Origin of the sequence: Paracoccus zhejiangensis (genome assembly GCF_002847445.1) — a bacterium.
Classification (GTDB): Bacteria; Pseudomonadota; Alphaproteobacteria; order Rhodobacterales; family Rhodobacteraceae; genus Paracoccus; species Paracoccus zhejiangensis.
This window is the reverse complement of sequence record NZ_CP025430.1, coordinates 1,663,654-1,689,702: the sequence shown is the minus strand read 5'-3', so window position 1 is coordinate 1,689,702 and position 26,049 is coordinate 1,663,654. Positions and strand designations below refer to the sequence as shown.

Genomic DNA, 26,049 nt, shown 5'->3' with positions numbered 1-26,049 from the left:
TGCCACCGGATCTGGCGTCGGGCCGGGACAGAGGGGCAAAGCGGATTGAGCGACAGGACCGACATCCTGCTGGTCGAGGACGAGCCCAATATCGCCGAGGCGGTGCGGTTCATCCTGTCGCGCGCCGGCTGGCAGGTCGAGGTCATCGACGATGGTGCCAAGGCAATGCCGGCCATTCGCACGATCCGGCCCCGGCTGGTGATCCTTGACCTGATGCTGCCGCACCGCTCGGGCCGCGAGATCCTGATGGAGTTGCGGCGCGAGACCGATCGCGCGCTGGCCGCGACCCGGGTGCTGCTGCTGACTGCGCAGGGTCAGGCGGCGGATACCGCCCGGCTGGCCGAGGCCGATGCGGCGCTGTCGAAGCCCTTTGCCAATGACGATCTGAGGGCGCTGGTCCAGCGCCTGATGGCCTAGCGCGGCGCCGGGATGAAGCAGCGCCAGCCCCTGTTTCTCGAACGCGCCTCCTATCGCCGGCGGCGGCTGGGGGATGCAGCACGGATCCTGCCGGTGCTGGCCTTGATGCTGCTGTTGCTGCCGGTCTGGTGGATGCCCGGGCTGGTCAGCCTGACCGGCGGGGCGATCTGGCTGTTCTGTCTCTGGGCCGGGATGATCGGTTTGACCGCGCTGCTGCACGCGCTGCTGGGGGCCAGCGACCGCAAGGCCCGGTGGGCGGCGGATGCCGGCGGCGATGCCGAGGACGAGGGCGACGATGACCGTTGATCTCCTGGTCGGGGTCTGCCTTGGCTATGTCGTCCTGATGTTCATCGTGGCCTTCGCTGCCGATCGCGCGGCGCTGCGGGGCCGCGTCCGCTGGCTCGATTCGCCGGTGGTCTATACCCTGTCGCTCTCGGTCTATTGCTCGGCCTGGACCTTTTTCGGCGCGGTCGGATACGCCACCCGCTCGGGTCTGGAATTCGCCACCATCTACCTTGGCCCGACGGTGATCTTCTGCGGGGCGTGGTGGGGGCTGAGGCGGCTCGTCAGGGTCTCGCGAATGCATCACGTCACCTCGGTCGCCGATCTCGTCTCGGCCCGCTTCGGGAAGTCCAACCCCTTGGCGGCGCTGGTGACGCTGATCGGGGTGATGGCCGCAACGCCCTATATCGCGCTGCAGTTGCAATCGGTCAGCCTTTCGTTCCGCGCCTTCACGGTCGAGCCTGACAGCGCCAGCCAGGGTGGCACGGCGCTGTGGGTTGCCTCGGGGCTGGCCTTGTTCACCATCCTCTTCGGGACCCGCAACCTGGCCGCCGACGAGCGTCACCACGGCGTCGTCACCGCCATCGCGCTCGAGGCGCTGGTGAAGCTGATCGCCTTTCTGGCCTTGGGGATCTTCGTCGTCTGGGGGCTGGCGGACGGGCCGATGGATATTGTCGCCCGCATCGCCCATGCCACCGCCACCGATCCCGATCTGGCCGCCGGCTGGCAATTGCAGCCCGACCGCTGGACCGCGCTGATCGTGGTCTCGGGCATCGCCGTGGTGACCCTGCCGCGGATGTTCCAGGTGATGGTGGTCGAAGCCGCCGACGAGGACCGGCTGCGGGTCGCTGGCTGGGCCTTCCCGGCCTATCTCTTCGCCATGTCGCTGTTCGTCTTGCCCATCGCCATTGTCGGGCGCGAGCTGTTGCCCGCCGGTTCGAATCCCGACCTGTTCGTCCTCAGCCTGCCACTGTCGCAGGGCCAGAACGCGCTGGCGCTTCTGGTCTTTCTGGGCGGCTTCTCGGCGGCGACCTCGATGGTGGTGATGAGCGCGATCGCGCTGGCCACGATGATCTCGAACCACTGGCTGGTGCCCTTGTGGCTGTGGATGCGGCGGCGGCCCGATGTCGGCGATGCCGAGGATCTGGGCGAGTTCGTGCTGAACGCGCGGCGGCTGGCGATCTTGGCCGTGGTCGGTGGCGGCTGGGTCTATCATCAGGCCTCGGGCGGGTCGGCGGCGCTGGCGGCGATGGGGCTTGTGGCCTTTACCGGCGTGGCGCAGGTCTTTCCGGCCATGCTGGGCGGGCTTCTGTGGCGCGGGGCCACGCGCACCGGCGCCTATGCCGGGGTCGGCACCGGGCTGGTCTTGTGGACCGTGCTGATCTTCCTGCCCTCGGTCGGCATCGGCGCGCTGCCACGTTATCCGGCGGGCGTGGATTCGCTGGCCGGTTCGATCGCGCTGTCGATGGGGGCCAATATCCTCGCCTTCCTGATCCTGTCGCTGACCAGCTTTCCTGATCCGGTCGAGCGGCTGCAGGGCCTGTCCTTCGTCCATGCGGTCGAGCCCGATGCCCCCGGTCGCTCGGGCAGCGGCTCGGCGCGGGGGGCGGAATCGCTCCTCGCCCTCTCGCGGCGCATCTGGGGTGCCGATCCGGCGCTGCGCTTCTTTCAGGCCGAGGCGGTGGCGCAGGGGAAATCCGGCTTCCTGCCCGATCTGACCCCGCGCTTCCTGACCCGGCTCGAGCGGCGGCTGGCCGGCTCGGTCGGTGCCGCAACGGCGCACGCGATGATCGGGCGGGTGGGTGGCGGCTCGGGCCTCAGCGTGTCGGACCTGATGGAGGTTGCGGGCGAGGCCAGCCGCGCCAAGGAAGAGGCGCGGCGGCTGGAGACGGCGCGCGCCGAACTGGCCCGCACCGCCATGCAATTGCGCGAGGCCAATGAGAAGCTGACCGAGCTCTCGGTGCAGAAGGACAGCTTTCTGGGGCAGGTCAGTCACGAGTTGCGCACACCGATGACCTCGCTGCGCGCATTCTCGGAACTGCTGAAGCTGCCCGATCTGCCCGAGGCCGATCGCAGCCGCTTTGCCTCGATCATCCATGACGAAACCGCGCGGCTGACCCGGCTGTTGAATGACCTTCTGGACCTGTCGGTGCTGGAAAGCGGGCAGGTGCGCTTGGGCATCTCGGCGGCCAACCTGCATGACCTGATCGACCGGGCGCTGGATGCGGCTTCCTCCAGCGGTCCGGGGCGCGATTTCACCATCGACCGCGACCTGCCGGGCGAGCATCTGCCGGTGCTGACAGATACCGACCGGCTGCTGCAGGTGCTGATCAACATCATCAGTAATGCCCGCAAATACTGCGACGCGCCGCGGCCCGAATTGCGCATCCGCGCGCGCCGCCGCCCCGACCGGACCACCGAGATCGACTTCATCGACAATGGCTCGGGCATCGACCCGGACCGGCAGGCGCTGATCTTCGAGAAGTTCTCGCGGTTGAACGACCCGATGCGGGCGGGCGGCGCAGGGCTGGGGCTGGCCATCTGCCGCGAGATCATGACGGCGCTGGGGGGCAGCATCACCTATCTGCCGGGACAGGGGGGCGCGGCCTTCAGGGTGACGCTGCCACGCCGGCCGCCGACGATGCGGCGGGACGGCGACGCGGCGGCAGGTGCAGGACGATAAACGGAATCTCAACCTGTCTCGCCGATGATCCGCACATGGATGATCGCGATTCGGCAGGGTGATGGCAGAGGATCAGGGGCAGGAGAGCGGGCACGGCGTTCTGGGCCGGCTGCTCAGGATTCGTGACCAGTCGCGCCTTGATCAGGGCGCCGCAGCTGCGCTGCCCCGCCCGCAACCGGTCACAGCCATCCGCGCCGCGACCAACGCCGTCGCCCGCACGGTCGAGGGGCTTTACGGTCTGCCGGTTGCGCCTCTGGAGGTCACGCCCGCCGCGATCACGCTGGCCGAGATGGCCGAACTGCTGCCTCGCCCGGCGCTGCTCTCGGTGGTCGAAGGTGCCGGCGAGGCCATCGGTGTCGTCGCCCTCTGCCCGACCCTGATGACCGCGCTGATCGAGGTGCAGACACTTGGCCGAGTCACCTCCCGGCCGGTCGAGGCGCGCCGGATCACGCGCAGCGACGCGATGATCTGCTCGGATTTCGTCAATGCCCTGCTGGCCAGACTGGGCGACGAGATGACCCGCATCGATGGGTTCGATGGGTTCGGCGGCTTTCGCTATGCCAGCTTTCTGGACGATCCCCGGCCCTTGCTGTTGATGCTCGAGGACAGCCCCTATCGCAGCCTGCACTATCGCCTGCGCCTCGGACAGCCTCCGGGACGCGAGGGCGAGATTTTCGTTGCGGTGCCGCAAAGGATCTCGGCTTCGTCGCAAGCCCCGGCGAAGGAAGCCCAGACCGGGATCGGGCGGGACAGGGGCGAGGCAGCGTCCATCGCGCCGGCCGAGCCGGGACCGCTCGACCCTGATCTTGCGCTCAGAGTGCGTGAGGCACCCATCGAGGTCGTGGGTGTGCTTTGCCGCCGGCGCCTGCGTCTTGGTGTGCTGCGCCAGTTAAAGCCCGGGCAGATCCTGTCGCTGCCCCGCGTCGATCTGGCCGAAACACGATTGGAAACCCGTCTCGGAAAGGTTCTTGCCACCGGGAAACTGGGCGAAGCTGGTGGCTATCATGCCGTCCGGCTGAGCGGCGCGGGTGAGGTTCCGTTCGCCTCGGCGAGCCTTTCGGCCCGGGCCAGCAACGGTGAGGATGGCGCGTGGTCCGGCAGGGACGGCGGTGCCGGCGTCTCGAGCGTCGCCGGCCTGCCGGTCGAGCCGCCCATTGCCGATCTTGATCGCCCCGACAGTTTCCGCGCACCCTTGCGAGACGCTGCTTCGTCGGAGGATTTCGCGGATGCGGCACGGAAAAGCGCATTATCCGGCTGAGCCTGTGCTTTGCCCTTGAAAAAAACATGTTTCCGCCGCATGTAACAGCGGCCTCGCAGAGTCGGGGGGAAATCAAGACGGAGTGACCATGGCCAAGGAAGAAATGCTCGAATTTCCCGGCGTCGTGAAGGAACTCCTGCCGAATGCGACGTTCAGGGTCGAGCTGGAAAACGGCCATGAGATCATCGCGCATATGGCAGGAAAGATGCGGAAGAACCGCATCCGGGTTCTGGCCGGGGATAAGGTCCAGGTGGAAATGAACACCTATGACCTGTCCAAGGGACGCATCAACTATCGCTTCAAATAGGGCAGCAATGCCGGATTCATGCCAGCCAGGCCTCGCCCCCGCGCGGCCCGTTTTGCGTTTGATTCTGGGCTCTGCCAGTCCGCGCCGGCTGGAGCTGCTGGCCCAGATCGGCATCGTGCCGGCCGAGATCCGGCCCGCCGATATCGACGAGACGCCAGGGCGGGATGAAGGCGCCCGCGACTATGTCCGCCGCATGGCGGTGGAAAAGGCCGCAGCCGTGCCGCTGTCGCCGGGCGAAGCCGTGCTGTGCGCGGACACCACTGTGACCGTCGGTCGCCGCATCCTTGGCAAGCCCGAGGACGAATCGGAGGCTGCCGAGTTCATGCGGCTGATGTCGGGCCGCAGGCACCGGGTGCTGACCGCCGTGGCCCTGCGGGATGAAACCCGCAGCCGCGTTCGTCTGGTCGAGACCACGGTGAAGATGCGGGTGATCGATCCGCCGTCGCTGGCGCGCTACCTCGCCACGGGCGACTGGCGCGGCAAGGCCGGCGGCTATGCGATCCAGGGCCCGGCCTCGGCCTTCATTCCCTGGATCCAGGGCAGCTATTCCGCCGTGGTCGGCCTGCCTCTGGCCGAAACGGCCACGATGCTGGCCGCAATCGGCATCACCGGAGGTGAAGCATGAAGGGTCGCCAGATCGTACTGGGCGAATTGTTCGGGGCCGAGGCCGCCGCGCTGGTGGTGGATGGCCAACTGACCGACCTGATCGCCGATGCATCGCTGCTGACGCCGCTGGTCCCCGGCGCGATCTGCCGCGCCGTGGTCGACCGGCTGGTCAAGGGGCAGGGCGGCGTCTTCCTGCGCCTGCCCGATGGCGCGCGCGGCTATCTGCGCGACCGCTCGGGCCTCAGCGAAGGCCAGCGCGTGCTGGTTCAGGTCAGCGGCGTGGCCGAGGAAGGCAAGGCCATCCCGGTCACCTCGCGCCTCCTGTTCCGTGGCCGCTTCGGCATCCTGACGCCGGGCAAGCCGGGGGTAAACGTCTCGCGCAGCATCAAGGACGAGGACACCCGCGCAGCGCTGACCGCACTGGGCGAGGGGCTGGTCGCCGACGCGCCGGGTCTGGGCGAGGATTGCGGGCTGATCCTGCGCTCTGCCGCCGGGCTGGTCGATGATGCCGAGATCCGCGACGAACTGGCGCCGCTGGTCGAACTGGCTGCGAGCATCCTGTTGGAAACCGAGGGCGCGCCGGAACTGCTTCTGGATGCGCCCGGCCCCCACATGGCCGCCTGGGTCGATTGGGCCGAGCCCGCGCCCGACCAGGTGGACGAGGGCGAGGATGCCTTTGACACCCTTGGCGTGACCGAGATGGTCGACGCCCTGCTGTCGCCCGAGATCGCGCTGACCGGCGGCGGGTCCGCCCTGCTGCAGCCGACCCGCGCGCTGCTGGCGATCGATGTGAATACCGGCAGCGACACCTCGCCTGCGGCGGGGCTCAAGGCCAATATCGCGCTGGCCCGCGACCTGCCGCGGCAGTTGCGGCTGCGCGGTCTTGGCGGGCAAGTGGTGGTCGATTTCGCCCCAATGCCCAAGCGCGACCGGGCGACGCTGGAGCAGGTGCTGCGATCCGCCTTCAAGTTCGAGTCGGCTGAAACCGTTCTGATCGGCTGGACCAAGATGGGCCTCTTCGAGATCAGCCGCAAACGCGACCGCGCGCAACTGGCCGCATTGGCCGCCGCAGGCGGCGAGGGGGCGTGATGGCTGGCTGTCCGATTTGTGGCAAGCCCGGTGCGCCGGACTATCGCCCCTTCTGTTCGCGCCGCTGCGCCGATGTCGATCTGGCCCGCTGGCTCAGGGGCGACTATGTCATCCCCGGACCGCCCGCCGACACCGCCGATGGCGAGGAAAAGCCGAATCCTGACGGCAACTGAAGAATTGTCGATTTCGGGTCTGGACAGCGCCGCGAGCCACCACTAAACACCCCACACCCAAGGTCGAGAGACCCCCGGGGCCCGGATAGCTCAGTTGGTAGAGCAGCGGATTGAAAATCCGCGTGTCGGCGGTTCAAATCCGTCTCCGGGCACCATTATTTCAGATAGCAAACGGCATTATCCGCGGCGATCACGTAGCCTTCTGGCGTGTCACGCGATGCGGGCTTGCAATCATGCCCGTCAGTCTGTCCGCTGCCTCAGCGCCTCCATGATGACGCGGAAGGCCGGCCGGTTCTGGCGCCGGCTGGGGTAGTAGAGGAAGTAGCCGTCGAAAGAGGGCGACCAGTCGTCCAGCATCAGGATCAGATCGCCTGAGGCGACGAGGTGATCGGCCATGCTGTTCGGGACAAAGGCAATGCCCAGCCCGGCCAGCGCCGCATCGACCATGGGATAGGAATTGTTGAAGGTCAGCTGGCCACTGACCCGCACATTCAGTGCCTGCCCGTCCTTCTCGAACTCCCAGGCATAGATGCCGCCTCGCGTCGCCTGACGCATTCGCATGCAATTATGGGCCAGCAATTCCTCGGGGTGCCGGGGCAGGCCGTGGGCTGTGGCATAGGCGGGCGAAGCGACGGCCAACATCCGCCAGTCGGGGCCGATCCGGACCGCGATCATGTCCTTCTCGACGCTTTCGCCAAGCCTCACCCCGGCATCGAACCCGTCCTCGACGATATTGCGAAAGCCGGTGTCGAGGCTGAACTCGACCTGGATGTCGGGATAGGCCGCCAGCACCGGCGCGAGCTTCGGCCAGACCACCGTGTTGAGCGCGTGGTCCGACAGCGTCAGCCGCACCTCGCCCGAGGGCCTGTCGCGAAATTCCATCAGGGTGGCGATCTCGTCCTCGATCTCGGCGAGCCTCGGGGCGATGGTGGCCAGCAGGCGCGCGCCGGCCTCGGTCGGGGCGACATTGCGGGTGGTGCGGGTCAGCAGGCGGATGCCCATGCGGGTTTCCAGCCGCTTAATCGTGTGGCTCAGCGTCGATTGCGCCACGCCCAGCTTGGCGGCGGCGCGGGTGAAGTTCTGCTCCTCCGCCACCACGCGGAACCACATCAGGTCATTGAAATCGGTGCGGGGCATCGGGGGACTCGGCTGTGGCTTTGCGCCAGATTAATCGATGCCGTCGATTAGTCCATGCCGTTTTGCCCGGCTAATCTGATCGCCTGACATCCGCTATCTCCCTCGTCGAACGACAAGGATGATAACGATGACATATGCAACCTATGGAGATTTCGAGGCCCGCCCCGCCGCCGCCTGGGGCGCGGTCCTGTCGATGACGCTTTGCGTGGCACTGCTGATCGCGGCCGAGTTCATGCCGGTCAGCCTGCTGACTCCGATGGCCGAGGGGCTGGGCGCGACCGAAGGCCAGACCGGGCAGGCGATCTCGATCAGCGGGCTTTTCGCGGTGCTGGCCAGCCTGCTGATCACCACCCTGGCCGGCCAGTTGAACCGCAAATGGGTGATGGTGGGGCTGACCGCGCTGATGCTCGCCTCGCTGGTGCTGGTCGCGCTGGCGCCCAGTTTCACCGTGCTGATGGTGGCGCGCGCGGCGCTTGGCATCTGTGTCGGCGGTTTCTGGGCGCTGGCGACAGCGGTGATCATGCGGCTGGTGCCGGAACGCGACGTGCCGCGCGCGCTGTCGCTGATGTTTGGCGGGCAGGCGATGGCGGCGGCCTTTGCCGCGCCGCTTGGCAGCTATCTGGGCGGGATGCTGGGATGGCGCGAGGTCTTCTGGCTGTTGACCCCGCTGGTTGCCGCCAATCTGGTCTGGCATGTGATCGCGCTGCCCTCGCTGCCCGCACGCGGCCGCCAGAGCCTTGGCGCGCTGACCGGCTTGCTTAGCCGCCCCTATTTCCGGCGCGGGCTTCTGGCGGCGATGCTCAGCTGGGGCTCGGCCTTCACCATGTTCACCTATCTGCGCCCGTTCCTGGAGCAGGTGACGGGTGTCGATGTGACGGTTCTGTCGGTGCTTCTGCTGGTCCTCGGTCTGGCCGGCTTCATCGGCACCTGGGCGGCGGGTCGCATCAAGGGCGCCCATGTCGCGCGGCTGTTGATGCTGCCCGCGCTGGTCATGGGCGGGGTGACGCTGGCCCTGCTGCTGGTCGGCGGCTCGGTTCTGGCCACCGGCGCGCTGCTGGTCGTCTGGGGCGCGATGAACACCGCCATGTCGGTGATCTGGATGAGCTGGATGGCGCAGAATGCGGGGGACGCAGCCGAGGCGGCGGGCAGCCTGATGGTCGCGGCGATCCAGATCGCGATCCTGCTGGGCGCGGTCGTGGGCGGTCTGCTGCTGGATGGGCTGTCGATCAGCGCGACCTTCCTTGGCAGCGGCGCGCTGGCGGCTGCGGCGATCCTGCTGATCGGCAATGGTCAGCGCCTGTTGAGGCCGGCCCGATGACCGCGCGGCCCCACCGCCGGGCGATCCTGACCGCAGCTCTGGCCGGTCTCATCGCCCCCCGCAGCCTTTCTGCCCAGACAAGGAACAAACCCATGCGCCTTCGCTGCCGCTTCGCCGATCAGGATTTCACCTATCGCCTGATCGACAACCCGACCACGCGCGACCTGATCTCGCTCCTGCCGCTGGAGCTGACCATCGAGGACTTTTCCAGCAACGAGAAGCTGGCGCATCTGCCGCGCCGGCTGGATGAGGGCGGGCTTGCCGACTACGCCGACGAGGCCCCGGGCGATCTCTGCTATTTCCGCGGCTGGGGCAATCTGGCGTTCTTCCACGGTGATTACGACTATCGCGGCGACCTGATCCGGCTTGGCCGCATCGAGGGCGGCACAGCGCCCCTGCTGACCCGTGGCAGCCATGCGCTGCGCATCGCATTGACTGAATAGGAGACCATCATGCTTGCCACCGTTCTGCACGGCCCCGGCGACATCCGCTTCGAGCGTGTCGAGGACCCGAAGATCCTGAAACCGACCGACGCCATTATCCAGCTGTCTGCCACCTGCATCTGTGGTTCGGATCTTTGGCCCTATCGCGGGCTGCAACCGCAGGCTCAGCCCATGCATATGGGCCATGAATGTGCTGTCAGTTTAATGCGAACTGGTCTCTGTTTCTGTTGGTGCGCCGTGTTCAGGCTGCAGCCAGTTGCCGCCACTCGGCCAGTGCGGCGGTACGGTTCTGTTTGAAGTGCTGGCGGCGGGCGAGGGATCGATCAAGGTTGAAGTGGTTGGAGACGGAGGCGTGGATGGCGACGAATTTCTGCAGGCTGCGCATTCGGCGAAAGCGCAGCATCGCCCGCTCTCGTCGCCGGAAGGGCAGATGGGAATTTTCGGCCCGGTTGTTGAGATGTTTTCCCGTGACATGCAGGTGCGAGGCGCCGAGTTCGCGCAGCGCGGCGCCATAGGAGCGCAGCAGATCGGTGACGATCTCGCTGGGAGATCCGTATCGCTTCATCATTTTCCGGAGGAATTTCAATGCGGCCTTGCGATCGCGGGACTTGCTGACAAACCCCTCGAGCACCTCGCCCTCGTGATCGACGGCGCGCCAGAGATAATGCCGCTCGCCATTGATCTTCACGAAGACCTCGTCGAGGTGCCAGCGCCATTGCGGTCCGGCGCGCAGGCGGGAGACGCGCTTCCTGCGGATCTCTGCGGCGAAGATCTGTCCGAATCGCATCCACCATTGCCGAACGGTTTCATGGCAGATGTCGATGCCGCGCTCGTGGAGGAGATCCTCGACATCGCGCAATGACAACGGGAACCGGACATAGAGCATGACCGCCAGGCGGATGACTTCGGGCGATGTCTTGAAATAGCGGAATGGCGAGCGCTGGGTCATGGCCGGAAGGCTAGGGCGGTGCCCGTCGCCCCGCAAGCCCGGTTCCCTTGACAGAGCCCTTCCGAGCCAAGCCGAAGCATGAATGTCAGTTGGACAAACTTCCTCTGCCAACACCGGTGCCGCGAAATGCGCGACCGATCCGAGACATGAATGGTCGCTTGTCGTCTCGTACGTTATCCGTCGGGTCAACTTGAGGAATTCCGGCCGAAGATCTCGAGAACGCAAGCGAGACCTCGGCGGCCAACTCCTCTGGTGCAAGGAAGGAAAGATCGATGATTTGGTTGCGCAACCTGAGCAGCTTGGTGGCTCGCCTCATGACATCTTCCATCCGAGCCCGACCAATTCGATCAGCCGTAGTCAGCCAGCCTTCAGCAATGGCGCGGGCAAAGTTGGGATCGGACGCAATGGAAGCGCGCTCGAATATCTGGACCATTGCATCCTCGCTAAGGCCCTCGAGCAATCGCCATCGCCTCGAACCCGCCTCTTCGCCCAGATCAAGTGTCCGCCCACGCATCCAGAGCCTCTGCAGGGTGTTTCTGACGCCGCCAGCAAATCGTGCTCTCTGCCGCGCCGAGTAGCGCCAGACGACCAGTTCCTGGAGCATCACGCACGTCTGAAAAGCCCAAACGTCGTCGCGCAGCAATTCCGGGGATGCAAGGTGTTGATGTCCTGCAAGCCATCTGGCCGCATCGAAATCAAAACTGGACTTCTTTTTTTCGGAGGCTCGCTCAGGATACCCATGACGCGTCGCAATCGCGGTCTGTTGATTTCCACCCAGAACTGACCCGGGTTGGCGCGTAATTTCCATTGAGATTTGACCCATGTGACCCTTCCCCAACGCGATCAGCGGCGGGGAGCAACGGAGTGATCCACATGGGACTTTTGAATATCATCCGGCGGATGGCGCTGCGTGAGAAGCTGCCGATCCGCGAGATAGCCCGCCGGACCGGGCTATCTCGGAACACCATCAAGAAGTATCTGAACGCGGGCACGATCGAGCCGAAGTTCTCGGTGCCTGAGCGCCCGAGCAAGATCGATCCGTTCGCCGAGAAGCTCGCGGCTTGGCTGAAGACTGAGACGACGAAGTCGCGCAAGCAGCGCCGGACATTGAAGCAACTCTACGCCGATCTGGTCGCGCTCGGCTATACCGGTTCCTACAATCGCGTCGCCGCCTTTGCTCGTGACTGGCGCGCCGACCGGCAACGCGAGCAGCAGACCACGGGACGCGGTACCTTCGTGCCGCTGGCCTTCCGCCCGGGGGAGGCCTTCCAGTTCGACTGGAGCGAGGATTACGCGGTGTTGGGCGGAGAACGCACCAAGCTGCAAGTCGCCCATATCAAGCTGTCACACAGCCGGGCTTTCCTGGTTCGCGCCTATCTGCTGCAAACCCACGAGATGCTGTTCGACGCCCATTGGCATGGCTTTCGCGTCTTCGGCGGCGTTCCTGGGCGGGGAATCTACGACAACATGAGGACCGCTGTGGATCGCGTTGGCCGCGGCAAGGAGCGTCAGGTCAATATGCGCTTCCTCGCCATGGCCAATCACTATGTCTTCGAGCCGGAATTCTGCAATCCGGCGTCGGGCTGGGAGAAGGGACAGGTCGAGAAGAACGTCCAGGATGCGCGCCCGCGGCTGTGGCAGCCAATGCCCAACTTCCCGGACCTGGCAGCCCTGAACGCCTGGCTGGAGCAGCGCTGCATGGAACTGTGGCGGGAGATCCCACATGGAACCCGTGCCGGCAGCATCGCCGATGCCTGGACCGAGGAGCAGGCCGCGCTGATGGCCCTGCCGCCTGCCTTCGATGGCTTTGTCGAGCAAAGCAAGCGCGTCTCACCGACCTGCCTGATCAGCTTCGAGCGCAATCGCTACAGCGTGCCGGCGTCTTTTGCCAATCGCCCTGTGAGCCTCAGGATCTATCCCGAGCGCCTGGTCATTGCCGCCGAAGGGCAGATTTTGTGCGAGCATGAGCGGGTGATCGAGCGCTCGCACCACCTGCCGCCGCGCACCATCTACGACTGGCGGCATTACCTCGCCGTCATCCAGCGCAAACCCGGTGCCCTGCGCAACGGAGCCCCGTTTGCCGAGTTGCCCGCTGCCTTCAAACGGCTGCAGGAGCAGATGCTACGGCGGATTGGCGGTGATCGCGAGATGGTCGATATCCTGGCCTTGGTCCTGCATCACGACGAGCAAGCGGTGCTGACCGCGGTCGAACTTGCCCTGTCCGAGGGCGTCGCGACCAAGACCCATGTGCTGAACATTTTGCACCGCCTGATCGACGGAAAGACCGACGGACCACCCATCGACACGCCCCAGGCTCTGCATCTGCGCCGAGAGCCCAAGGCCAATGTCGAACGCTATGATGGCTTGCGCGCGCACATGACCGGAGGCCGCCATGCGTCATGATCCTGCCAGCGGCGCCATCGTGATCATGCTCCGCAGCCTCAAGATGCATGGCATGTCGCAAGCCGTCACCGATCTGATCGAGCAAGGCGCACCAGCCTTCGAAAGCGCCGTGCCGATCCTCACCCAACTGCTGAAGGCCGAAATGGCCGAGCGAGAAGTTCGCTCAGTCGCCTATCACATGAAGATCGCCCGCTTTCCCGCCTATAAGGACCTGTCAGGCTTCGACTTCTCGGCCAGCGAAGTCAATGAGGCGACTGTGCGCCAGCTGCATCGCTGCGAGTTCATGGGCGGCGCCGAGAACATTGTCCTGATCGGCGGCCCAGGCACCGGGAAGACCCATGTCGCAACCGCCATTGGCATTCAGGCCATCGAGCATCATCGCCGTAAGGTCCGGTTCTTCTCGACCATAGAACTGGTCAACACGCTCGAGCAGGAGAAAGCGAGAGGCAGGACCGGCCAACTGGCTGAAACCCTGATGCGGCTGGATCTCGTGATCCTGGACGAGTTGGGATACCTGCCGTTCAGCGCATCAGGCGGCGCATTGCTCTTTCACCTGCTGAGCAAGCTTTACGAACGCACAAGCGTCATCATCACCACCAATCTCAGCTTCAGCGAATGGGCGACGGTCTTTGGCGATGCCAAGATGACCACCGCGCTACTCGATCGCCTGACCCACCGCTGTCACATCCTGGAAACCGGCAATGACAGCTTCCGCTTCAAGGCAAGCTCGGCTGCTGCGACCAGAAAAAAGAAGGAGACCTCTGATGTCTTGACCCGGTCATGACCCGACCAACATAATCTCAAGGTGGGTCAATTCTCGATGGAAAACCCGGGTCAGTTCTGGGTGGAAATCAACAACGTTCACGTAGGATGCCGGTCCAGAAGAAACGGGCGCGGGCGCCCGGACCTGAATGCTACGTTGTGCGCATTATGTAGCCTACGGAATCGTACATGTCAATCACCGTCACGGGAACCGCCGTCTCCTTCGGAGACCGCTTGGTCTCCGCTCGCGAAGCACGCCGGTTGAACCAGAGCGAACTGGCCCGCAAGGCCGGGCTGCAGCCGGCCGCCATCGGGCATTTCGAGAAAGGGCGGCGCAACCCGTCCTTCGCCAATATCCGCGCGCTGGCGCGGGCGCTCGATGTGTCTGCGGACTATCTGCTGGGGACGAGCGCTAGCCTCACCGGCGCGACCACGGCGTTTCGCAACGAGGAGCACCTGAGCGGTGCCGATCGCGCGCGTATCCAGGTCATGATCGATGCGCTGGCCGCGCAGGGAGTGTCCGGGTCGTGACCATGCGACCCGCTGCGGCGCGGGAGGACCTGGCCCAGAAGACCGGTGAGCGCGTGGCCCGCGCTTATGGGATGACGCAATTGCCGATCGATCCCTTTGCCATCGCCGCCGCCGAGCAGATCGAGATCTCCGCCCTTCCTGCAGGGGAAGGCGGGGTCAGCGGCGTGTTCCTGATGTCCGGTCTCCAGGCGGCGATCCTCTATCGGGCCAGCCCGCGCCATCCCGGCTTCGAGCGGTTCTCGGTCGCCCATGAGCTTGGGCATTACTTCATCGAGGGTCATCCCGAGATGATCCTGTCTGGCGGCGGACGGCATGAATCGCGGGCCGGGTTCCGTGGCACGCGATCAGCGGTCGAGGTGGAGGCCGATCATTTTGCTGCCGCATTGCTGATGCCGCCGCCGGCGGTCCAGGCGGTCCTGGCCCGTGCTCCGATCGGATTGGAGGCGGTGCGGCGGCTGAAGGCCGAGGCCATCGTGTCGATGACGGCGGCGGCGATTGCCTGCGCGCGCCATGCCGCCCATCCGATGGCGATCATCGTGAGCCGGGGGCAGGCGGTTGATTATGCCTTCCTGTCGCCAGGATTCCGTCGGCTTGGGCGGCTGATCTTTCCGCGCAAGGGCGATCCGCTCCCGGCCGGGGCGACGGCGTCGTTCAACCTGGATGCGGCAAAGGTGCGCAAGGCGGCCACCGCCACCGGTCACTGCCGGATCGGCGACTGGTTCGACATCGATCGGGACATCGATCTCGACGAGGAGATCATCGGGCTCGGTCGCTCGGGCCGGACGCTGACGGTACTGAGCAGCGAAGACCTGCCGGCGGAAGACCTGTTCGGATCAGAGCCGCCCGGTTCGGACCAGCCCTGGTCGCCGCGGTTTCGGTAGACCGGCCTTGTGGGGCGAGGTGAGGGGATTGCGTCGCTCCCCGATCGTATCCGATGGTCCGATCGCCCGATGGGGTGTCGCCGGATCGTGCCTGTGGCCTCGGAATGCGGGTGGATCACGAACTGAACCGATGCGTTCAATATTCATCGCCTTTGCATGCAGGGGACAATTCGTCGCCTTGGCCATGGTCGAGACTGGACTTCGTGGCGGGTGTGAGCGTGACTGGATGGAGGCCCGGGTGAGATTCGGGCCCGTCTCGGTAGCAGACCGGCGCGGGTGCCGGTGGCAACCGGAGACAGAAGATGAGCCCAGATCGAGGCGAGACGGCGGTGCTGCCGCAGACGGCGCAGATGACAGCGAAGGATGAGATAGCGCACCTTGATCGGGCCGGTCTCGCCGGGCTGTGGCAGGAATGGCATGCGGCGCCGCCGCCCCGGTCGATCAGCCAGCCGCTCCTGCGCCGGATCCTGGGCTTCGACGGGCAATTGCGAGCCGCCGGCGGCTGGCCTGCCGGCATGGAAGCCCGACTGGCGCGCGCCGGGGCTGGGGGCGGCAGGCCTCCCGCAGCGGTGCCTGCTCCCGGAGGCCGTTTGCTGCGCGCCTGGAACGGCACGACCCATGTCGTCGAGATCACCGATGGCGGCTATCTCTGGCAGGGTCGGACCTGGCGATCGCTCTCGGCCATTGCGCGCGAGATCACCGGGGCGCATTGGTCGGGGCCACGGTTCTTCGGGCTGGCCGGGACGCGCGGCAGCCAGCGACACGCTGCACCTGCCAGCGGGGATGCCCGGCCATGACAACGATCCGTTGCGCCATCTACACCCGCAAATCCAGCGAGGACGGGTTGGAACAGGGGTTCAACACGCTGGATGCCCAATATGAGGCCTGTGCCGCCTATGTGGCGAGCCAGAAGCATGAGGGCTGGCGGCTGGTGAAGGAGCACTATGACGATGGCGGCTTCTCGGGCGGCAATACAGAACGACCGGCGCTTCAACGATTGCTGACGGAGGTCGATGCCGGCCGAATCGGCATGATTGTGGTCTACAAGATCGACCGGTTGACCCGCTCGCTGGCGGATTTTGCGCGACTGGTCGAGCGGCTGGAGGCGAAGGGATGCTCATTCGTCTCGGTGACGCAGGCCTTCAATACCTCAAGCTCGATGGGCCGGTTGACGCTGAACGTGCTGCTCTCCTTCGCGCAGTTCGAGCGCGAGGTGGCTGGCGAGCGCATTCGCGACAAGATCGCGGCATCGCGCAAACGCGGTCTGTGGATGGGTGGCACCTTGCCCTTGGGATATGACCGTCACCCCGATCCGCGAGAGCAGGTGTTGGTGATCAATGCAAGCGAGGCCGGCACGGTGCGCCGGATCTTCGATCTCTACGAGGAGACCGGTTGTATGCGCCGGCTGACCGAGGCGACGGCGCAGTTGGGCCTGCGCTCGAAGTCGCGCAAGGGGCGGGATGGCCGTGAGATCGGCAATCGGCCCCTCGCCCGGGGCCAGTTGTATTACCTGCTGACCAACCCGGTCTATCGCGGGCGGTCGCGCCACCGCGGCACTGAGCATCCGGGCCAGCATCCGGAGCTCATCGGGGATGACCAGTGGCAGCGGGTGCAGGACCGGCTGCGGGCCGGGGCGGCCCGGTCGCGGGCGAACGGACCGGACGGGGCCATCGACACCGCCCCGTTGACCGGCAAGCTCTTCGACGAGACCGGTGACCGCCTGACACCGAGCCACACGAGCCGGGGCCAGCGGCGCTATCGGTATTACCTATCCAACCGGATGATCTCGGGCCCGGCCGATCCGTCCGGCTGGCGGCTGCCGGCCGGGATGCTGGAAGAGCAGATCGCGGCCTCGATCTCGATCCATTTGCGACGCCTGCTCGATGCACATCGACTGCTGGCCGATCCCGACCTGTCGCTGCAGGCCGCTCTTGTCGATCGACTCGCCGGCCTGACCGATGAGGCAATTCTGCGAACCTCCGAGGGACGTTGGCGCTTGCTGGACCTGCTCGAACAGGGCACGATTCAGCCGGAGCAGAGCATCCTGCGGCTGTCCCGGTCGCCGCTCGCCGCGGCCGCGGGGGTTACGCCGGACCTGCTGGCGGAGGATGCGCTGCGGATCGAGGCACCGACGCGGCTGCGACGACGCGGCGTCGAGGCGCGCCTGGTGATCGGCAGTCCCGCACGTCAGCCGGATGCGAAGCTGGTCGCCGCTCTCGGTCGTGCCCATCGCTGGCTGGCAAAGCTGCGGGCGGGTCACGATATCGCCAGTCTCGCCCGCGCCGATCATCTCTCCGAGGGCTGCCTGCGGGTCCATCTGCAACTGGCTTTCCTCGCCCCGGTCATCCAGGAGGCCATCCTCAACGGGACGCAGCCCGAAGCGCTGACCCTGCACCGTCTGACCCGACCCGAGATGCCCTCAGACTGGCAGGCGCAATATGCCCGCACCGGGATCCGACCGGGCTGATCTGGTCGAGTCCCCCGTCGTCGGGGCTTTCCCTGTTATTCCCTGCAGGCTTCCCTGTTCGGGTTGAATTTATTCCCTGTTCGACCCGATTTAATTCCCTGTTCGTGCGCGCAGGGAACTTGCACGTCAGGGCATTGAAAACGCTGCTACAATCTGAGGTCGTGAGGCGAGCCGGGCGGAGTCTGCGAAGCTATTTCCCTGTTAATTCCCTGTTCTCGCCAAGCGCCACGCAAAACCGCACGACCAGAACGCGTCTCCGAGACGAGGCGGGGCAATGCGTCAAACTGCAGGGAAATCACCAGTCTCAGATAGAAATGACCAGGCACAAGGCCCGGAAAACGCGGACCTATCCGCGCAGGGACGTGTGGAGATCAAGTTCAGGAAAACGGTTGGCTGGGGCGGTAGGATTCGAACCTACGGTACACGGTACCAAAAACCGATGCCTTACCACTTGGCCACGCCCCAACTGTGGGGGGCTGTCTAACCAAGCGCGCGGGGGGCCGCAAGTCGAAAATTCGCCGCCTTGCCGAACAATTGTGCTGCGGTTATGGCCGGCGCATGGATCAGGCGGATGTGGTCATTCTGGGGGCTGGGGCGGCGGGGCTGTTCTGTGCGGGCGAGGCGGTCGGGCGCGGCTTGCGGACCGTGGTGATCGAGCGTGCGGCGCGGCCGGGCGAGAAGATTCGCATCTCGGGCGGGGGGCGCTGCAACTTCACCAATCTCGCCACGGCGCGGGATCGGTTCCTGTCCCGGAACGCGCGCTTCTGCGCCTCGGCGCTGGCCGGGTTCAGCGCGCAGGAGTTTGTCGCCATGGTCGATCAGGCCGGCATCGCCTGGCATGAAAAGACGCTGGGGCAGCTCTTTTGCGACGGCAAGGCCACGCAGATCATCGACCTGCTGCTCAGCCGGATGCGCGGTGCCGATCTGCGGCTCGGCACCGCCGTGACCGGGGTCGAGCGGCGGGGCGAGGGGTTTCTGGTCGCCACCTCGGCGGGGCCGATCCTGGCGCGTCAGGTGGTGGTGGCGACCGGCGGAAAATCGATTCCCAAGATGGGTGCGACCGGCATCGGCTATGACATTGCCAAGGATTTCGGGCTCAGGCTGGTCGACACCCGGCCCGGTCTCGTGCCGCTGACCTTTGCCGAACAGGACCTGGATCTCTGCCGTCCGCTGGCCGGGGTCTCGGTCGAGGCCGAGATCGCCCATGGCGGCGGGCGCTTCCGCGATGCGCTGCTGTTCACCCATCGCGGGCTGTCGGGGCCGGTGATCCTGCAGATCTCCAGCTTCTGGCAGCCGGGCGAGGCGATCACCGTCGATCTCGCGCCGGGCGTGGACGTTGCGCGGCAGTTGAAGGAGACGCGCGGGCAGGCCGGACGGGTGGCGGTGGCGACGGCGCTGTCGCGTCTGCTGCCCGAGCGACTGGCGCAGGCTATCGCGTCCGAGGCGGGGCTGCCCGAGGCGCGGCTGGCGGACCAGCCGAATGCCGTGCTGGACCGGCTGGGGGCGCGGGTCAATCGCTGGGTGCTGCGGCCGGTCGGGTCCGAGGGCTATCGCACTGCCGAGGTGACGCTGGGGGGCGTCGATACGCGCGATCTGGACGCGAAAACCCTGCAGGCGCGTGACGTGCCGGGGCTGTTCTTCATCGGCGAATGCGTCGATGTGACCGGCTGGCTGGGCGGCTACAATTTCCAATGGGCCTGGGCCTCGGCGCGGGCCGCCGGTAAGGCGCTGGGGCAGCTGGCCTGACCTGACGGTTCAGCTGGCAGGCTCGGTCGCAGGGCGTTCCGGTCCGCGGCGCAGCAGATCGCGGCGGTCGCCGGTATTGTTGCGGCTGACCATCTCCTCGAAGGCCTGATCGGGGCGCAGATCGGTTTGCACCGGAATATCCTCGGGCGAGATTTCGGTCTGCGGCTCGGGGGCTGCGGGTTTGGCCGGCGGCTCGACCGCGACGCGATAGATCGGTTCCGGCACCGCAAATCCCGCGCCGTCCAGCGTCTGGCGCAGCACCCGGAAGGCCTCGCCGCGTGCCAGCTCGAAATCGGTGCCATCCTGCGAGACCCAGGCCGCGACCTTCAGGTCGATGCAAAGCTCGCTCGGGGCCTCGAACCAGGCGATGGGGTCGGGCTGTTTCAATACGAAATCCAGCCCCGAGACCGTGGCCAGCGCCAGTTCCCGGGCGCGATGGAAATCGGCGGTGGGGTCGATGGACAGATCGACGGTAAAGCGGCGTTCGGGGTTGCGGGTGAAATTGGTGACGACGGCCTTGTAGACGATCTGGTTCGGGATGCGGATATGGTTGCCGTCCAGCGTCAGCAGCGTGGTGCCGCGGCTGGTCATCCGCACCACCCGGCCGCGCTGGTTCTGCACCTCGATCAGGTCATTGTGGCGGAAGGGCTGGCGGATCGAGAGCAGCACCGAGGCCACGAAATTCTCGATCGTGTCGCGCATGGCAAAGCTGAGCGACAGGCCGAGGATACCGGCGGCGCCCAGCAACGTGCCCAGAAGCGCCGTCGCCTCCATCAGCCCCAGCGCCACGACCAGCGCGACGACCCAGCTGGTCAGCCGGATGAACTGGCCGACGAAATCTGAGATGAAGGGGTTCGGCGCGATATGGCGCAGGAAGGCCCTGCGCCGCGACAGCCAGCCGCCCAGCCAGACGATGACGGCACCGACCGCCAGTCCCAGTCCGATGAAGGGTAGCGCAGCCACCACCTGGTTGACCCGGGCCAGAAACCTGTCGCGGACCGAGACCAGCCTGATGCCGATATTCGTGGTCATGGTGACCTGGTTCTCGATCGCGACCACGCCATCGACGCGCGAGATCAGCCGGCTCAGCCGCTCGCGCGAGGCGGGGTCGGTCACCTCGCCGGTCAGGGTGACGATGCCCGCCGCAACCGTTACTTGGATATGGTCGAAATCGGGCACGCCGGCGAGGATGCTCTCGATCCGGTCGCGGATCGGGGCATCGGTGGTGGTGTTGTTGCCGACGGCGATGGTGCCGCTGGGTTGGCCGGGATTGGGGATGATCTCGGCATCCTGAGCCACCGCCGGTCCCGCGAGCACAAGCGGGGCGAGGCACAGCGCCAGCATCAGGGCCAGAGCCCTCAGCCAGTCGCTGGCCCGCCGCCTGCTCATATCCGGATCGGGTCCGCCTTGGCGAGGATGTCGAAGCGCATCAGCGTGCGCACCAGCGCCGGCATCTGATCGAGACGGATCATGTTCGGCCCGTCCGAGGGCGCATTGTCGGGGTCCTGATGGGTCTCGATGAAGACCCCGGCAATCCCCAGCGACACCGCCGCCCGCGCCATGACCGGGGCAAATTCGCGCTGCCCGCCCGAACTGCCGCCCTGGCCGCCCGGCTGCTGCACCGAATGGGTGGCGTCCATGATCACCGGATAGCCGGTCTTCTCGAGGATCGGCAGCGAGCGCATGTCGGTGACCAGCGTGTTATAGCCGAAACTCGAGCCGCGCTCGGTCAAGAGGATCTTGTCATTGCCGGTCGAGGCCACCTTGTCGGCCACATTGGGCATGTCCCAGGGAGCCAGGAACTGGCCCTTCTTCACATTGACCACCGCGCCGGATTCGCCGGCTGCCAGCAGCAGGTCGGTTTGCCGGCTGAGGAAGGCCGGGATCTGGATCACGTCGACGGCCTGTCCCGCCGCGCGCGCCTGTTCGGCGTCGTGAACATCGGTCAGCACCGGGCAACCGATGCGCTCGCGCACAGCGGCCAGCATCGCCAGCCCCTCGTCCATGCCGATGCCGCGCTTGCCCTTCAGCGAGGTGCGGTTGGCCTTGTCATAGCTGGCCTTGAAGACATAGCTGGCGCCCGCGTCCTCGCAGGCCTTGGCCATCGCCTCGGCGATCATCAGCGCATGGTCCAGCGTTTCCAGCTGGCAGGGGCCGGCGATCACGGTCAGGGGCAGGTCATTGCCGACCTGCAGACTGCCAACGGGGACGGTTTTCATCATGTCGATACCTGTTCGCGTAGGACGGAGGCTGTCAGAGACAGCATGAGATAGATACCCGAGAAGATCAGGAAGGCGACCAGCGTGTTCTGGAAGGCCTTCGGATAGCTCGGCTCGTCGGGTGGAATGGGGGCCACCGACATAGAGAGATAGCGAACCTGCTTGTTGGCTTCAATGCGCGCGGTCTCCAGCTGGGCGGCAGAGGCGGCCAGAAGCCCTTGCCGCGTGGCCAGATCGCCCTCGGCAATGCGCAGTTCGCCCGAGATCGAGGCCAGCGACGAGCGGGTCTCGTTGCCTTCGGTCAGCTGCAGCCGGGTATCGGAGATCATCTGCTGCAGCCGGACGATCTCGCCCCGGGTCGATTCGACCCGGCTCTGCTGCGGCCGGGCATTGGCCTCGAGCTGGCCCAGTTCCAGCTGCTTCTCGTTCAGCTGCATCTCGAGCTGGCTGATCTGCTGCATCACCACGCTGCCCTCGGCCACCGGATCGAGCACGCCAAGATTCTGCTGCAGCTGCTGCACGCGGGTCTGGGCGTCCAGCACCTTGCTTTCGGCATCGGCATAGGAGGCCAGCGCCCCTTCCATCTGGTCGTCGCGCAGGCGGGCGGTCATCTGGTCGACCTGGCCCTCGGCATATTTGATCAGCGCCAGCGAGAAATCCTGGCTCAGCTTCGGATCGGGGGCGATCACCTCCATGTTGATCATCCCCTCGGTCGGATCATAGCCGATCTTCACCGAATTCTGGTAAACCTTGTAGGCGGCCTCGTTCGTGGCATCGGGAGCCAGCCGCTGGATCGGGTCGATGGCCGGGTCCTGGAAGGCGCGCTTGAAGCCAAGGTCCTGGTCCAGCCGCAGCATGGCATCGCGCGAGGTCAGATAGCTTTGCACCCCGACGGAATCGGGGTTGGTCGCAAGCTGGGTGCCGGAAAACAGCCCGCCCAGATCGCCCGAGCTGGCGCTGTTGGCCTGCTGGATCTGGAACTGCGACTTGGTGGCATAAAGCGGCGTGGCGACGCTGAAGTAATACCAGGCGGCGATCAGCGTCGGCAGGAAGACGAAGAAGCCGAGCCGCAGGAAAACCATCGCCATGCGGCGGCGGCGTCGGCGGGCGATGTCGCGCTGGATGCGATAAATCTCGGCCGCGCGCTTTTCCTCTGTCAGTTCCTCGCGCGAGGGCAGGGGCTTCTTGGGGGCCGTCGCCGGGGGCGTTTCGGGCATCTCGGCCGGCAGGGTCGGGCGCTGCGGCACCACGCTGGGGACATTGGCGGGCGGCGCTGCCTGCGCCCGCGCGCCCTCGGCCGACAGAATGCGGCTGACCGCGCTGCGGTGCGAGGGGTCGATGCCGCGTTCGCGCAGGCGCAGCACCGCCTCGTGATCCGAGGCGACCTCGATCTGGTGCAGGCCGGCGATGCGGCGGGCGATGCGCAATTGCCGCTCGGTCAGGTTCTCGGCGCGGATGGCGGCCAGCTTCTCGGCCAGCGCCTCCGGAGTCTCGGCCGCAGACCCTGGCGTTGCGCCGGTGGTGGCCCTGGCGGGCTCGGCGGTCGCGCCCCCGTGCTGTTCGGCCCCCGGAAAGCGACGGTCGCCAAATCCGTCATCGGTCGGGCCGGTCTGCATCATCGCCTCGGCCGCGGCCCGGTCGGCATTGGGATCGGCACCCGCCGCATGATCGGGCTGGATCTGCTCTGCCCCGGTCTCGGCATTGCGCCGCACCGTCAGCCGGATGCCCGAGGGCGAGAAGGGCGCGCCGGTTGCATCCGCCGGGTGATCCTGCGCCCCCTGTGCATCATGACCCGCCGTGCGGGCCTCGCTGCTGTCGGTCGCGGGACCGACGCGGTCGATATGGAAGCGGCTGGCCTTAGGCGGTGTAGTCATAATACTGCTTGGCCTCGTCAAGTGTCTCGAACATGTACAGTTTTCCGTCGCGCATGATGGCGGCCGAGCGGCAGAATTTCTCGATCGTGCTGGGCTGGTGCGAGACGACGATCACCGTCGCCTTGCGCAGGCGGTCATAGAGGACCGAACCGGCCTTTCGGTTGAACTCGGCATCCGTCGATTGCGGCATTCCCTCGTCGATCAGGTAGACGTCGAAATCCAGCGCCAGCAGCAGAGAGAAGGTAAATCGCTGCCGCATCCCGGTCGAATAGGTGCCGATGGGCCGGTCGAAATATTCGCCGATATCGGTGAGCCAGCGGCAGAAGGCCTCGACATAATCCGGGTCCAGACCATAGATCCGGGCGATGTAGCGTGCATTTTCATTGGCCGAATGGCGATTGACCACCCCGCCCATGAAGCCGAGCGGGAAGGAAATCCGGCACTCGGCGCGGATATCGCCCTCATCGGGTTTCTCCAGCCCGCACATCATGTTGACCAGCGTGGTCTTGCCAGTGCCATTGGGGGCGAGGATGCCAAGGGAATTGCCACGCTCGACCCGGAAAGAGGCGCGGTCAAGGATCACCTTGCGCTGCTTGCCGGTCCAGAAGGACTTGGAAACATTGTCGAATTCCAGCATTCGCGGCGGTGTCCGTCATTCCTTGCTTGCCCGTTGCGGGGCCATTGCACCAATTGCCCGGCGGCTGCCAGCTGACCATAGGTCGCGGCCCCCATCCTGTCCAGTTTTGACCTGCCAGCTGCTGAGAAAACGTTACTGCCCGGGCGTTTTCTTGTGGAGAATGCAACCTATCTTGGAGCCATGATCGAAACCTCTGCCCCCGCCCTGCCGGCGCGCATCGCCGACTGCCGCCTCTGCGCCGGCAGATTCGCGCTGACCGCCACCGCCCATCGCCCGCGCCCGGTGGTCTGGTTTCGGCCCGGCGCACGGCTGCTGATCGTGGGCCAAGCGCCGGGGCTCAGGGTGCATGAAAGCGGCAGGCCCTTCACCGATCCTTCGGGTGACCGGCTGCGCGACTGGATGGGGCTGGACGAGGCCACCTTCTATGCCCGCGACCGGGTGGCGATCGTGCCGATGGCCTTCTGCTTTCCGGGCTATGACGCCAAGGGCGCCGACCTGCCGCCGCCGCCGCTTTGCGCCGAGACATGGCGGGCCGAGGTGATGGCGTGCCTGCAGCCGCGGCTGACCCTGCTGGTCGGCGGTTCCGCGCAGCGCTGGCATCTTGGAACGCGGGAGGTCACCGCCACGGTGGCGCGCTGGCGGGACTTCGGCCCGGAGGTCATCCCGCTGCCGCATCCCAGCTGGCGCAATACCGGCTGGCTGAAGCGCAATCCGTGGTTTGCCAACGATCTTCTGCCCGATCTGCGAAGCCGGGTCGCCGATTGTCTGGCCGATCAGACCGAGGCCGCGATCCGCCCGGCCAGATCCTGAAGGTAATCGCGGTAGCCGGTCCGGGCCGAGGGCTGGTCGGGGTCCGAGGTCATGGCGATGGCCAGCGGCGCGGCGCGGCCCTGGCGCGGGAAGACATAGATCATCTGCCCGCCATAGCCCCAACCATAGCGCAGATCGCGCCCGCCCGCCCGCGACAGGAACCAGCCATAGCCGTAACCCTGACCGCTGAAGATCGAGGCGGTGCGGCGCTGCCAGCTTGCCGCGATCCACTCGGCCGGCACCACTTGGCGACCCTGAACTTGCCCGCCATCCGCGTACATCGCGCCGAACTGCATCAGCGAGCGGGTGCTCATCGCCATCTGGTTGCCGCCCAGATAGATGCCCTGCGGGTCGCGCTCCCATCCGGTGATGGCAAAGCCGGGCAGGGGGGCGAGCCAGTCCTGCGCCAGGGCCAGCGTGCTTTGGCCGGTGGCGCGGGTCAGGATGGCCGAAACGAGATGTGTCGAGGCGGTGGAGTATTGCATTCCGCTGCCGGGGTTCTGCGTGAAGGGCGCGGCCAAGGCAGCGCGCACCCAGTTGCGGCTGCTGACCCAGCGACCGTAATTCGGGCCCGATTGCCGCTCTAGCCCCGCCTGCATCGATAGAAGATTGCCAAGCGTCACCTGCGACAGGCGGGGATCGGGATCCTGCGGCAAATCGTTTTGCAGCAGCGGGGCTATCGGCTGGTTCGGTCCCTGCAGCGCACCCTTGGCGATGGCGATGCCAGCCAGTGCCGAGACGATGGATTTCGAGGCCGACTTGATGTTGGTCGCGCGGTCGGGCGTCCAGCCGTGATAGCCACGGGCGGCGATCTCGGTCCCGTTCCGCCAAATGGCGATGGCGCGAAAGCGGTCCTGCGCCTCGATCTCGTCGAGGATCGGTGTCAGCCGGTCCTGCGCCAGCGCAGGCGCGGCGAGAAGGGTCGTGAGGAGGGCGGAGGCGATCAGGGTTCTACGCTGCATATGTCCGTTTTACCCATGCTGCGGCGAGGGCGGAAATCACGCCTGCGTGCGGCTTGCCCTTTGCCCGGTCGCGGTCTAGGCGGGGGCGGACCCTT

The 26,049-nt window shown here is 66.2% G+C and carries 26 protein-coding genes and 2 tRNA genes; 19 read left to right on the top strand and 9 right to left on the bottom strand.

The window, feature by feature from the left end:
* Positions 1-45: 45 nt before the first annotated feature.
* From CX676_RS08340 to CX676_RS08300, 9 genes are all read left to right on the top strand, one after another.
* Complete coding sequence (locus tag CX676_RS08340; protein WP_101752198.1) at positions 46-417, top strand: response regulator transcription factor; 372 nt, start codon at positions 46-48, stop codon at positions 415-417.
* 12 nt (positions 418-429) lie between these two features.
* Positions 430-723: a hypothetical protein gene (locus CX676_RS08335; protein ID WP_101752197.1), complete on the top strand. Its 294-nt coding sequence runs from the start codon at positions 430-432 to the stop codon at positions 721-723.
* Positions 713-3,382 (top strand): ATP-binding protein, encoded by a 2,670-nt coding sequence (locus tag CX676_RS08330; protein WP_101752196.1) that lies wholly within the window; start codon positions 713-715, stop codon positions 3,380-3,382. Before CX676_RS08335 ends, CX676_RS08330 begins: the two co-directional genes overlap by 11 nt.
* 61 nt (positions 3,383-3,443) lie before the next feature.
* Entirely contained in the window at positions 3,444-4,640 is a 1,197-nt protein-coding gene (locus tag CX676_RS08325; RefSeq protein WP_101752195.1) for a FliM/FliN family flagellar motor switch protein, read from the top strand.
* An 88-nt stretch (positions 4,641-4,728) separates the two neighbouring features.
* Complete coding sequence (infA, locus tag CX676_RS08320) at positions 4,729-4,947, top strand: translation initiation factor IF-1 (protein ID WP_036636451.1); 219 nt, start codon at positions 4,729-4,731, stop codon at positions 4,945-4,947.
* 52 nt (positions 4,948-4,999) lie between these two features.
* Complete coding sequence (locus tag CX676_RS08315) at positions 5,000-5,572, top strand: Maf family protein (protein ID WP_232816622.1); 573 nt, start codon at positions 5,000-5,002, stop codon at positions 5,570-5,572.
* On the top strand, positions 5,569-6,642 hold the full coding sequence (locus CX676_RS08310) for a ribonuclease E/G (RefSeq protein WP_101752193.1): 1,074 nt from the start codon (positions 5,569-5,571) through the stop codon (positions 6,640-6,642). The genes CX676_RS08315 and CX676_RS08310 overlap by 4 nt, the downstream gene beginning before the upstream one ends.
* A complete protein-coding gene (locus CX676_RS08305; protein WP_101752192.1) occupies positions 6,642-6,815 on the top strand; it encodes a DNA gyrase inhibitor YacG in 174 nt (57 codons plus the stop codon). Before CX676_RS08310 ends, CX676_RS08305 begins: the two co-directional genes overlap by 1 nt.
* Before the next feature lie 79 nt (positions 6,816-6,894).
* Positions 6,895-6,970: transfer RNA gene (locus tag CX676_RS08300), tRNA-Phe, on the top strand.
* 85 nt (positions 6,971-7,055) lie between these two features.
* On the opposite strand, the gene CX676_RS08295 is transcribed toward CX676_RS08300, so the two are convergent.
* Positions 7,056-7,952, bottom strand: coding sequence for a LysR family transcriptional regulator (locus CX676_RS08295; RefSeq protein ID WP_101752191.1), 897 nt, complete (start codon positions 7,950-7,952; stop codon positions 7,056-7,058).
* 127 nt (positions 7,953-8,079) lie between these two features.
* Here CX676_RS08295 and CX676_RS08290 point away from each other — a divergent pair, with 127 nt between their 5' ends.
* The gene (locus CX676_RS08290; RefSeq protein WP_101752190.1) at positions 8,080-9,270 is read left to right on the top strand and encodes an MFS transporter; all 1,191 of its coding nucleotides are present in this window, start codon (positions 8,080-8,082) and stop codon (positions 9,268-9,270) included.
* A 92-nt stretch (positions 9,271-9,362) separates the two neighbouring features.
* On the top strand, positions 9,363-9,713 hold the full coding sequence (locus CX676_RS08285; protein WP_101754222.1) for a cyclophilin-like fold protein: 351 nt from the start codon (positions 9,363-9,365) through the stop codon (positions 9,711-9,713).
* Between the two features lie 241 nt (positions 9,714-9,954).
* Here CX676_RS08285 and CX676_RS08275 read toward each other — a convergent pair whose 3' ends face one another.
* Positions 9,955-10,662 carry an IS6 family transposase gene (locus CX676_RS08275; RefSeq protein WP_101752188.1) on the bottom strand — a complete coding sequence of 236 codons (708 nt, stop codon included), beginning with the start codon at positions 10,660-10,662 and terminating at the stop codon, positions 9,955-9,957.
* Between the two features lie 85 nt (positions 10,663-10,747).
* The gene (locus CX676_RS08270; RefSeq protein WP_157935881.1) at positions 10,748-11,485 is read right to left on the bottom strand and encodes a DUF6339 family protein; all 738 of its coding nucleotides are present in this window, start codon (positions 11,483-11,485) and stop codon (positions 10,748-10,750) included.
* A gap of 50 nt (positions 11,486-11,535) precedes the next feature.
* Between CX676_RS08270 and istA the strand changes: the two genes are divergently transcribed.
* The 6 genes from istA to CX676_RS08240 all read left to right on the top strand — a co-directional run bounded on the left by istA (position 11,536) and on the right by CX676_RS08240 (position 17,706).
* Positions 11,536-13,065 (top strand): IS21 family transposase, encoded by a 1,530-nt coding sequence (istA, locus tag CX676_RS08265; RefSeq protein ID WP_101752186.1) that lies wholly within the window; start codon positions 11,536-11,538, stop codon positions 13,063-13,065.
* A complete protein-coding gene (gene istB / locus CX676_RS08260) occupies positions 13,055-13,849 on the top strand; it encodes an IS21-like element helper ATPase IstB (protein WP_101751536.1) in 795 nt (264 codons plus the stop codon). Before istA ends, istB begins: the two co-directional genes overlap by 11 nt.
* Positions 13,850-14,016: 167 nt before the next feature.
* Positions 14,017-14,358 carry a helix-turn-helix domain-containing protein gene (locus CX676_RS08255; RefSeq protein WP_101752185.1) on the top strand — a complete coding sequence of 114 codons (342 nt, stop codon included), beginning with the start codon at positions 14,017-14,019 and terminating at the stop codon, positions 14,356-14,358.
* A 2-nt stretch (positions 14,359-14,360) separates the two neighbouring features.
* Positions 14,361-15,239 carry an ImmA/IrrE family metallo-endopeptidase gene (locus CX676_RS08250; RefSeq protein WP_101752184.1) on the top strand — a complete coding sequence of 293 codons (879 nt, stop codon included), beginning with the start codon at positions 14,361-14,363 and terminating at the stop codon, positions 15,237-15,239.
* Between the two features lie 302 nt (positions 15,240-15,541).
* Positions 15,542-16,036 (top strand): DUF2924 domain-containing protein, encoded by a 495-nt coding sequence (locus tag CX676_RS08245; RefSeq protein ID WP_232816621.1) that lies wholly within the window; start codon positions 15,542-15,544, stop codon positions 16,034-16,036.
* Positions 16,033-17,706, top strand: coding sequence for a recombinase family protein (locus tag CX676_RS08240; RefSeq protein ID WP_101752183.1), 1,674 nt, complete (start codon positions 16,033-16,035; stop codon positions 17,704-17,706). The genes CX676_RS08245 and CX676_RS08240 overlap by 4 nt, the downstream gene beginning before the upstream one ends.
* A gap of 390 nt (positions 17,707-18,096) precedes the next feature.
* Here the strand turns inward: CX676_RS08240 and CX676_RS08235 are convergent.
* Positions 18,097-18,171, bottom strand: a tRNA-Gln gene (locus tag CX676_RS08235).
* A 93-nt stretch (positions 18,172-18,264) separates the two neighbouring features.
* Between CX676_RS08235 and CX676_RS08230 the strand changes: the two genes are divergently transcribed.
* Positions 18,265-19,452: a BaiN/RdsA family NAD(P)/FAD-dependent oxidoreductase gene (locus CX676_RS08230; RefSeq protein ID WP_101752182.1), complete on the top strand. Its 1,188-nt coding sequence runs from the start codon at positions 18,265-18,267 to the stop codon at positions 19,450-19,452.
* A 9-nt stretch (positions 19,453-19,461) separates the two neighbouring features.
* Here the strand turns inward: CX676_RS08230 and CX676_RS08225 are convergent, their stop codons facing one another.
* The 4 genes from CX676_RS08225 to CX676_RS08210 are packed head-to-tail and all read right to left on the bottom strand — an operon-like array spanning position 19,462 to position 24,182.
* A complete protein-coding gene (locus tag CX676_RS08225) occupies positions 19,462-20,841 on the bottom strand; it encodes a mechanosensitive ion channel family protein (RefSeq protein WP_101752181.1) in 1,380 nt (459 codons plus the stop codon).
* Positions 20,838-21,671 carry a 3-deoxy-8-phosphooctulonate synthase gene (gene kdsA / locus CX676_RS08220; RefSeq protein ID WP_101754220.1) on the bottom strand — a complete coding sequence of 278 codons (834 nt, stop codon included), beginning with the start codon at positions 21,669-21,671 and terminating at the stop codon, positions 20,838-20,840. Before kdsA ends, CX676_RS08225 begins: the two co-directional genes overlap by 4 nt.
* Entirely contained in the window at positions 21,671-23,545 is a 1,875-nt protein-coding gene (locus tag CX676_RS08215) for a capsule biosynthesis protein (RefSeq protein WP_101752180.1), read from the bottom strand. The genes kdsA and CX676_RS08215 overlap by 1 nt, the downstream gene beginning before the upstream one ends.
* Positions 23,529-24,182: an ABC transporter ATP-binding protein gene (locus CX676_RS08210; RefSeq protein ID WP_101752179.1), complete on the bottom strand. Its 654-nt coding sequence runs from the start codon at positions 24,180-24,182 to the stop codon at positions 23,529-23,531. The genes CX676_RS08215 and CX676_RS08210 overlap by 17 nt, the downstream gene beginning before the upstream one ends.
* A 180-nt stretch (positions 24,183-24,362) precedes the next feature.
* Between CX676_RS08210 and CX676_RS08205 the strand changes: the two genes are divergently transcribed.
* Entirely contained in the window at positions 24,363-24,992 is a 630-nt protein-coding gene (locus CX676_RS08205; RefSeq protein ID WP_101752178.1) for a uracil-DNA glycosylase family protein, read from the top strand.
* Here the strand turns inward: CX676_RS08205 and CX676_RS08200 are convergent.
* Entirely contained in the window at positions 24,956-25,954 is a 999-nt protein-coding gene (locus CX676_RS08200) for a serine hydrolase domain-containing protein (protein ID WP_101752177.1), read from the bottom strand. The genes CX676_RS08205 and CX676_RS08200 overlap by 37 nt on opposite strands.
* Between the last annotated feature and the right edge of the window lie 95 nt (positions 25,955-26,049).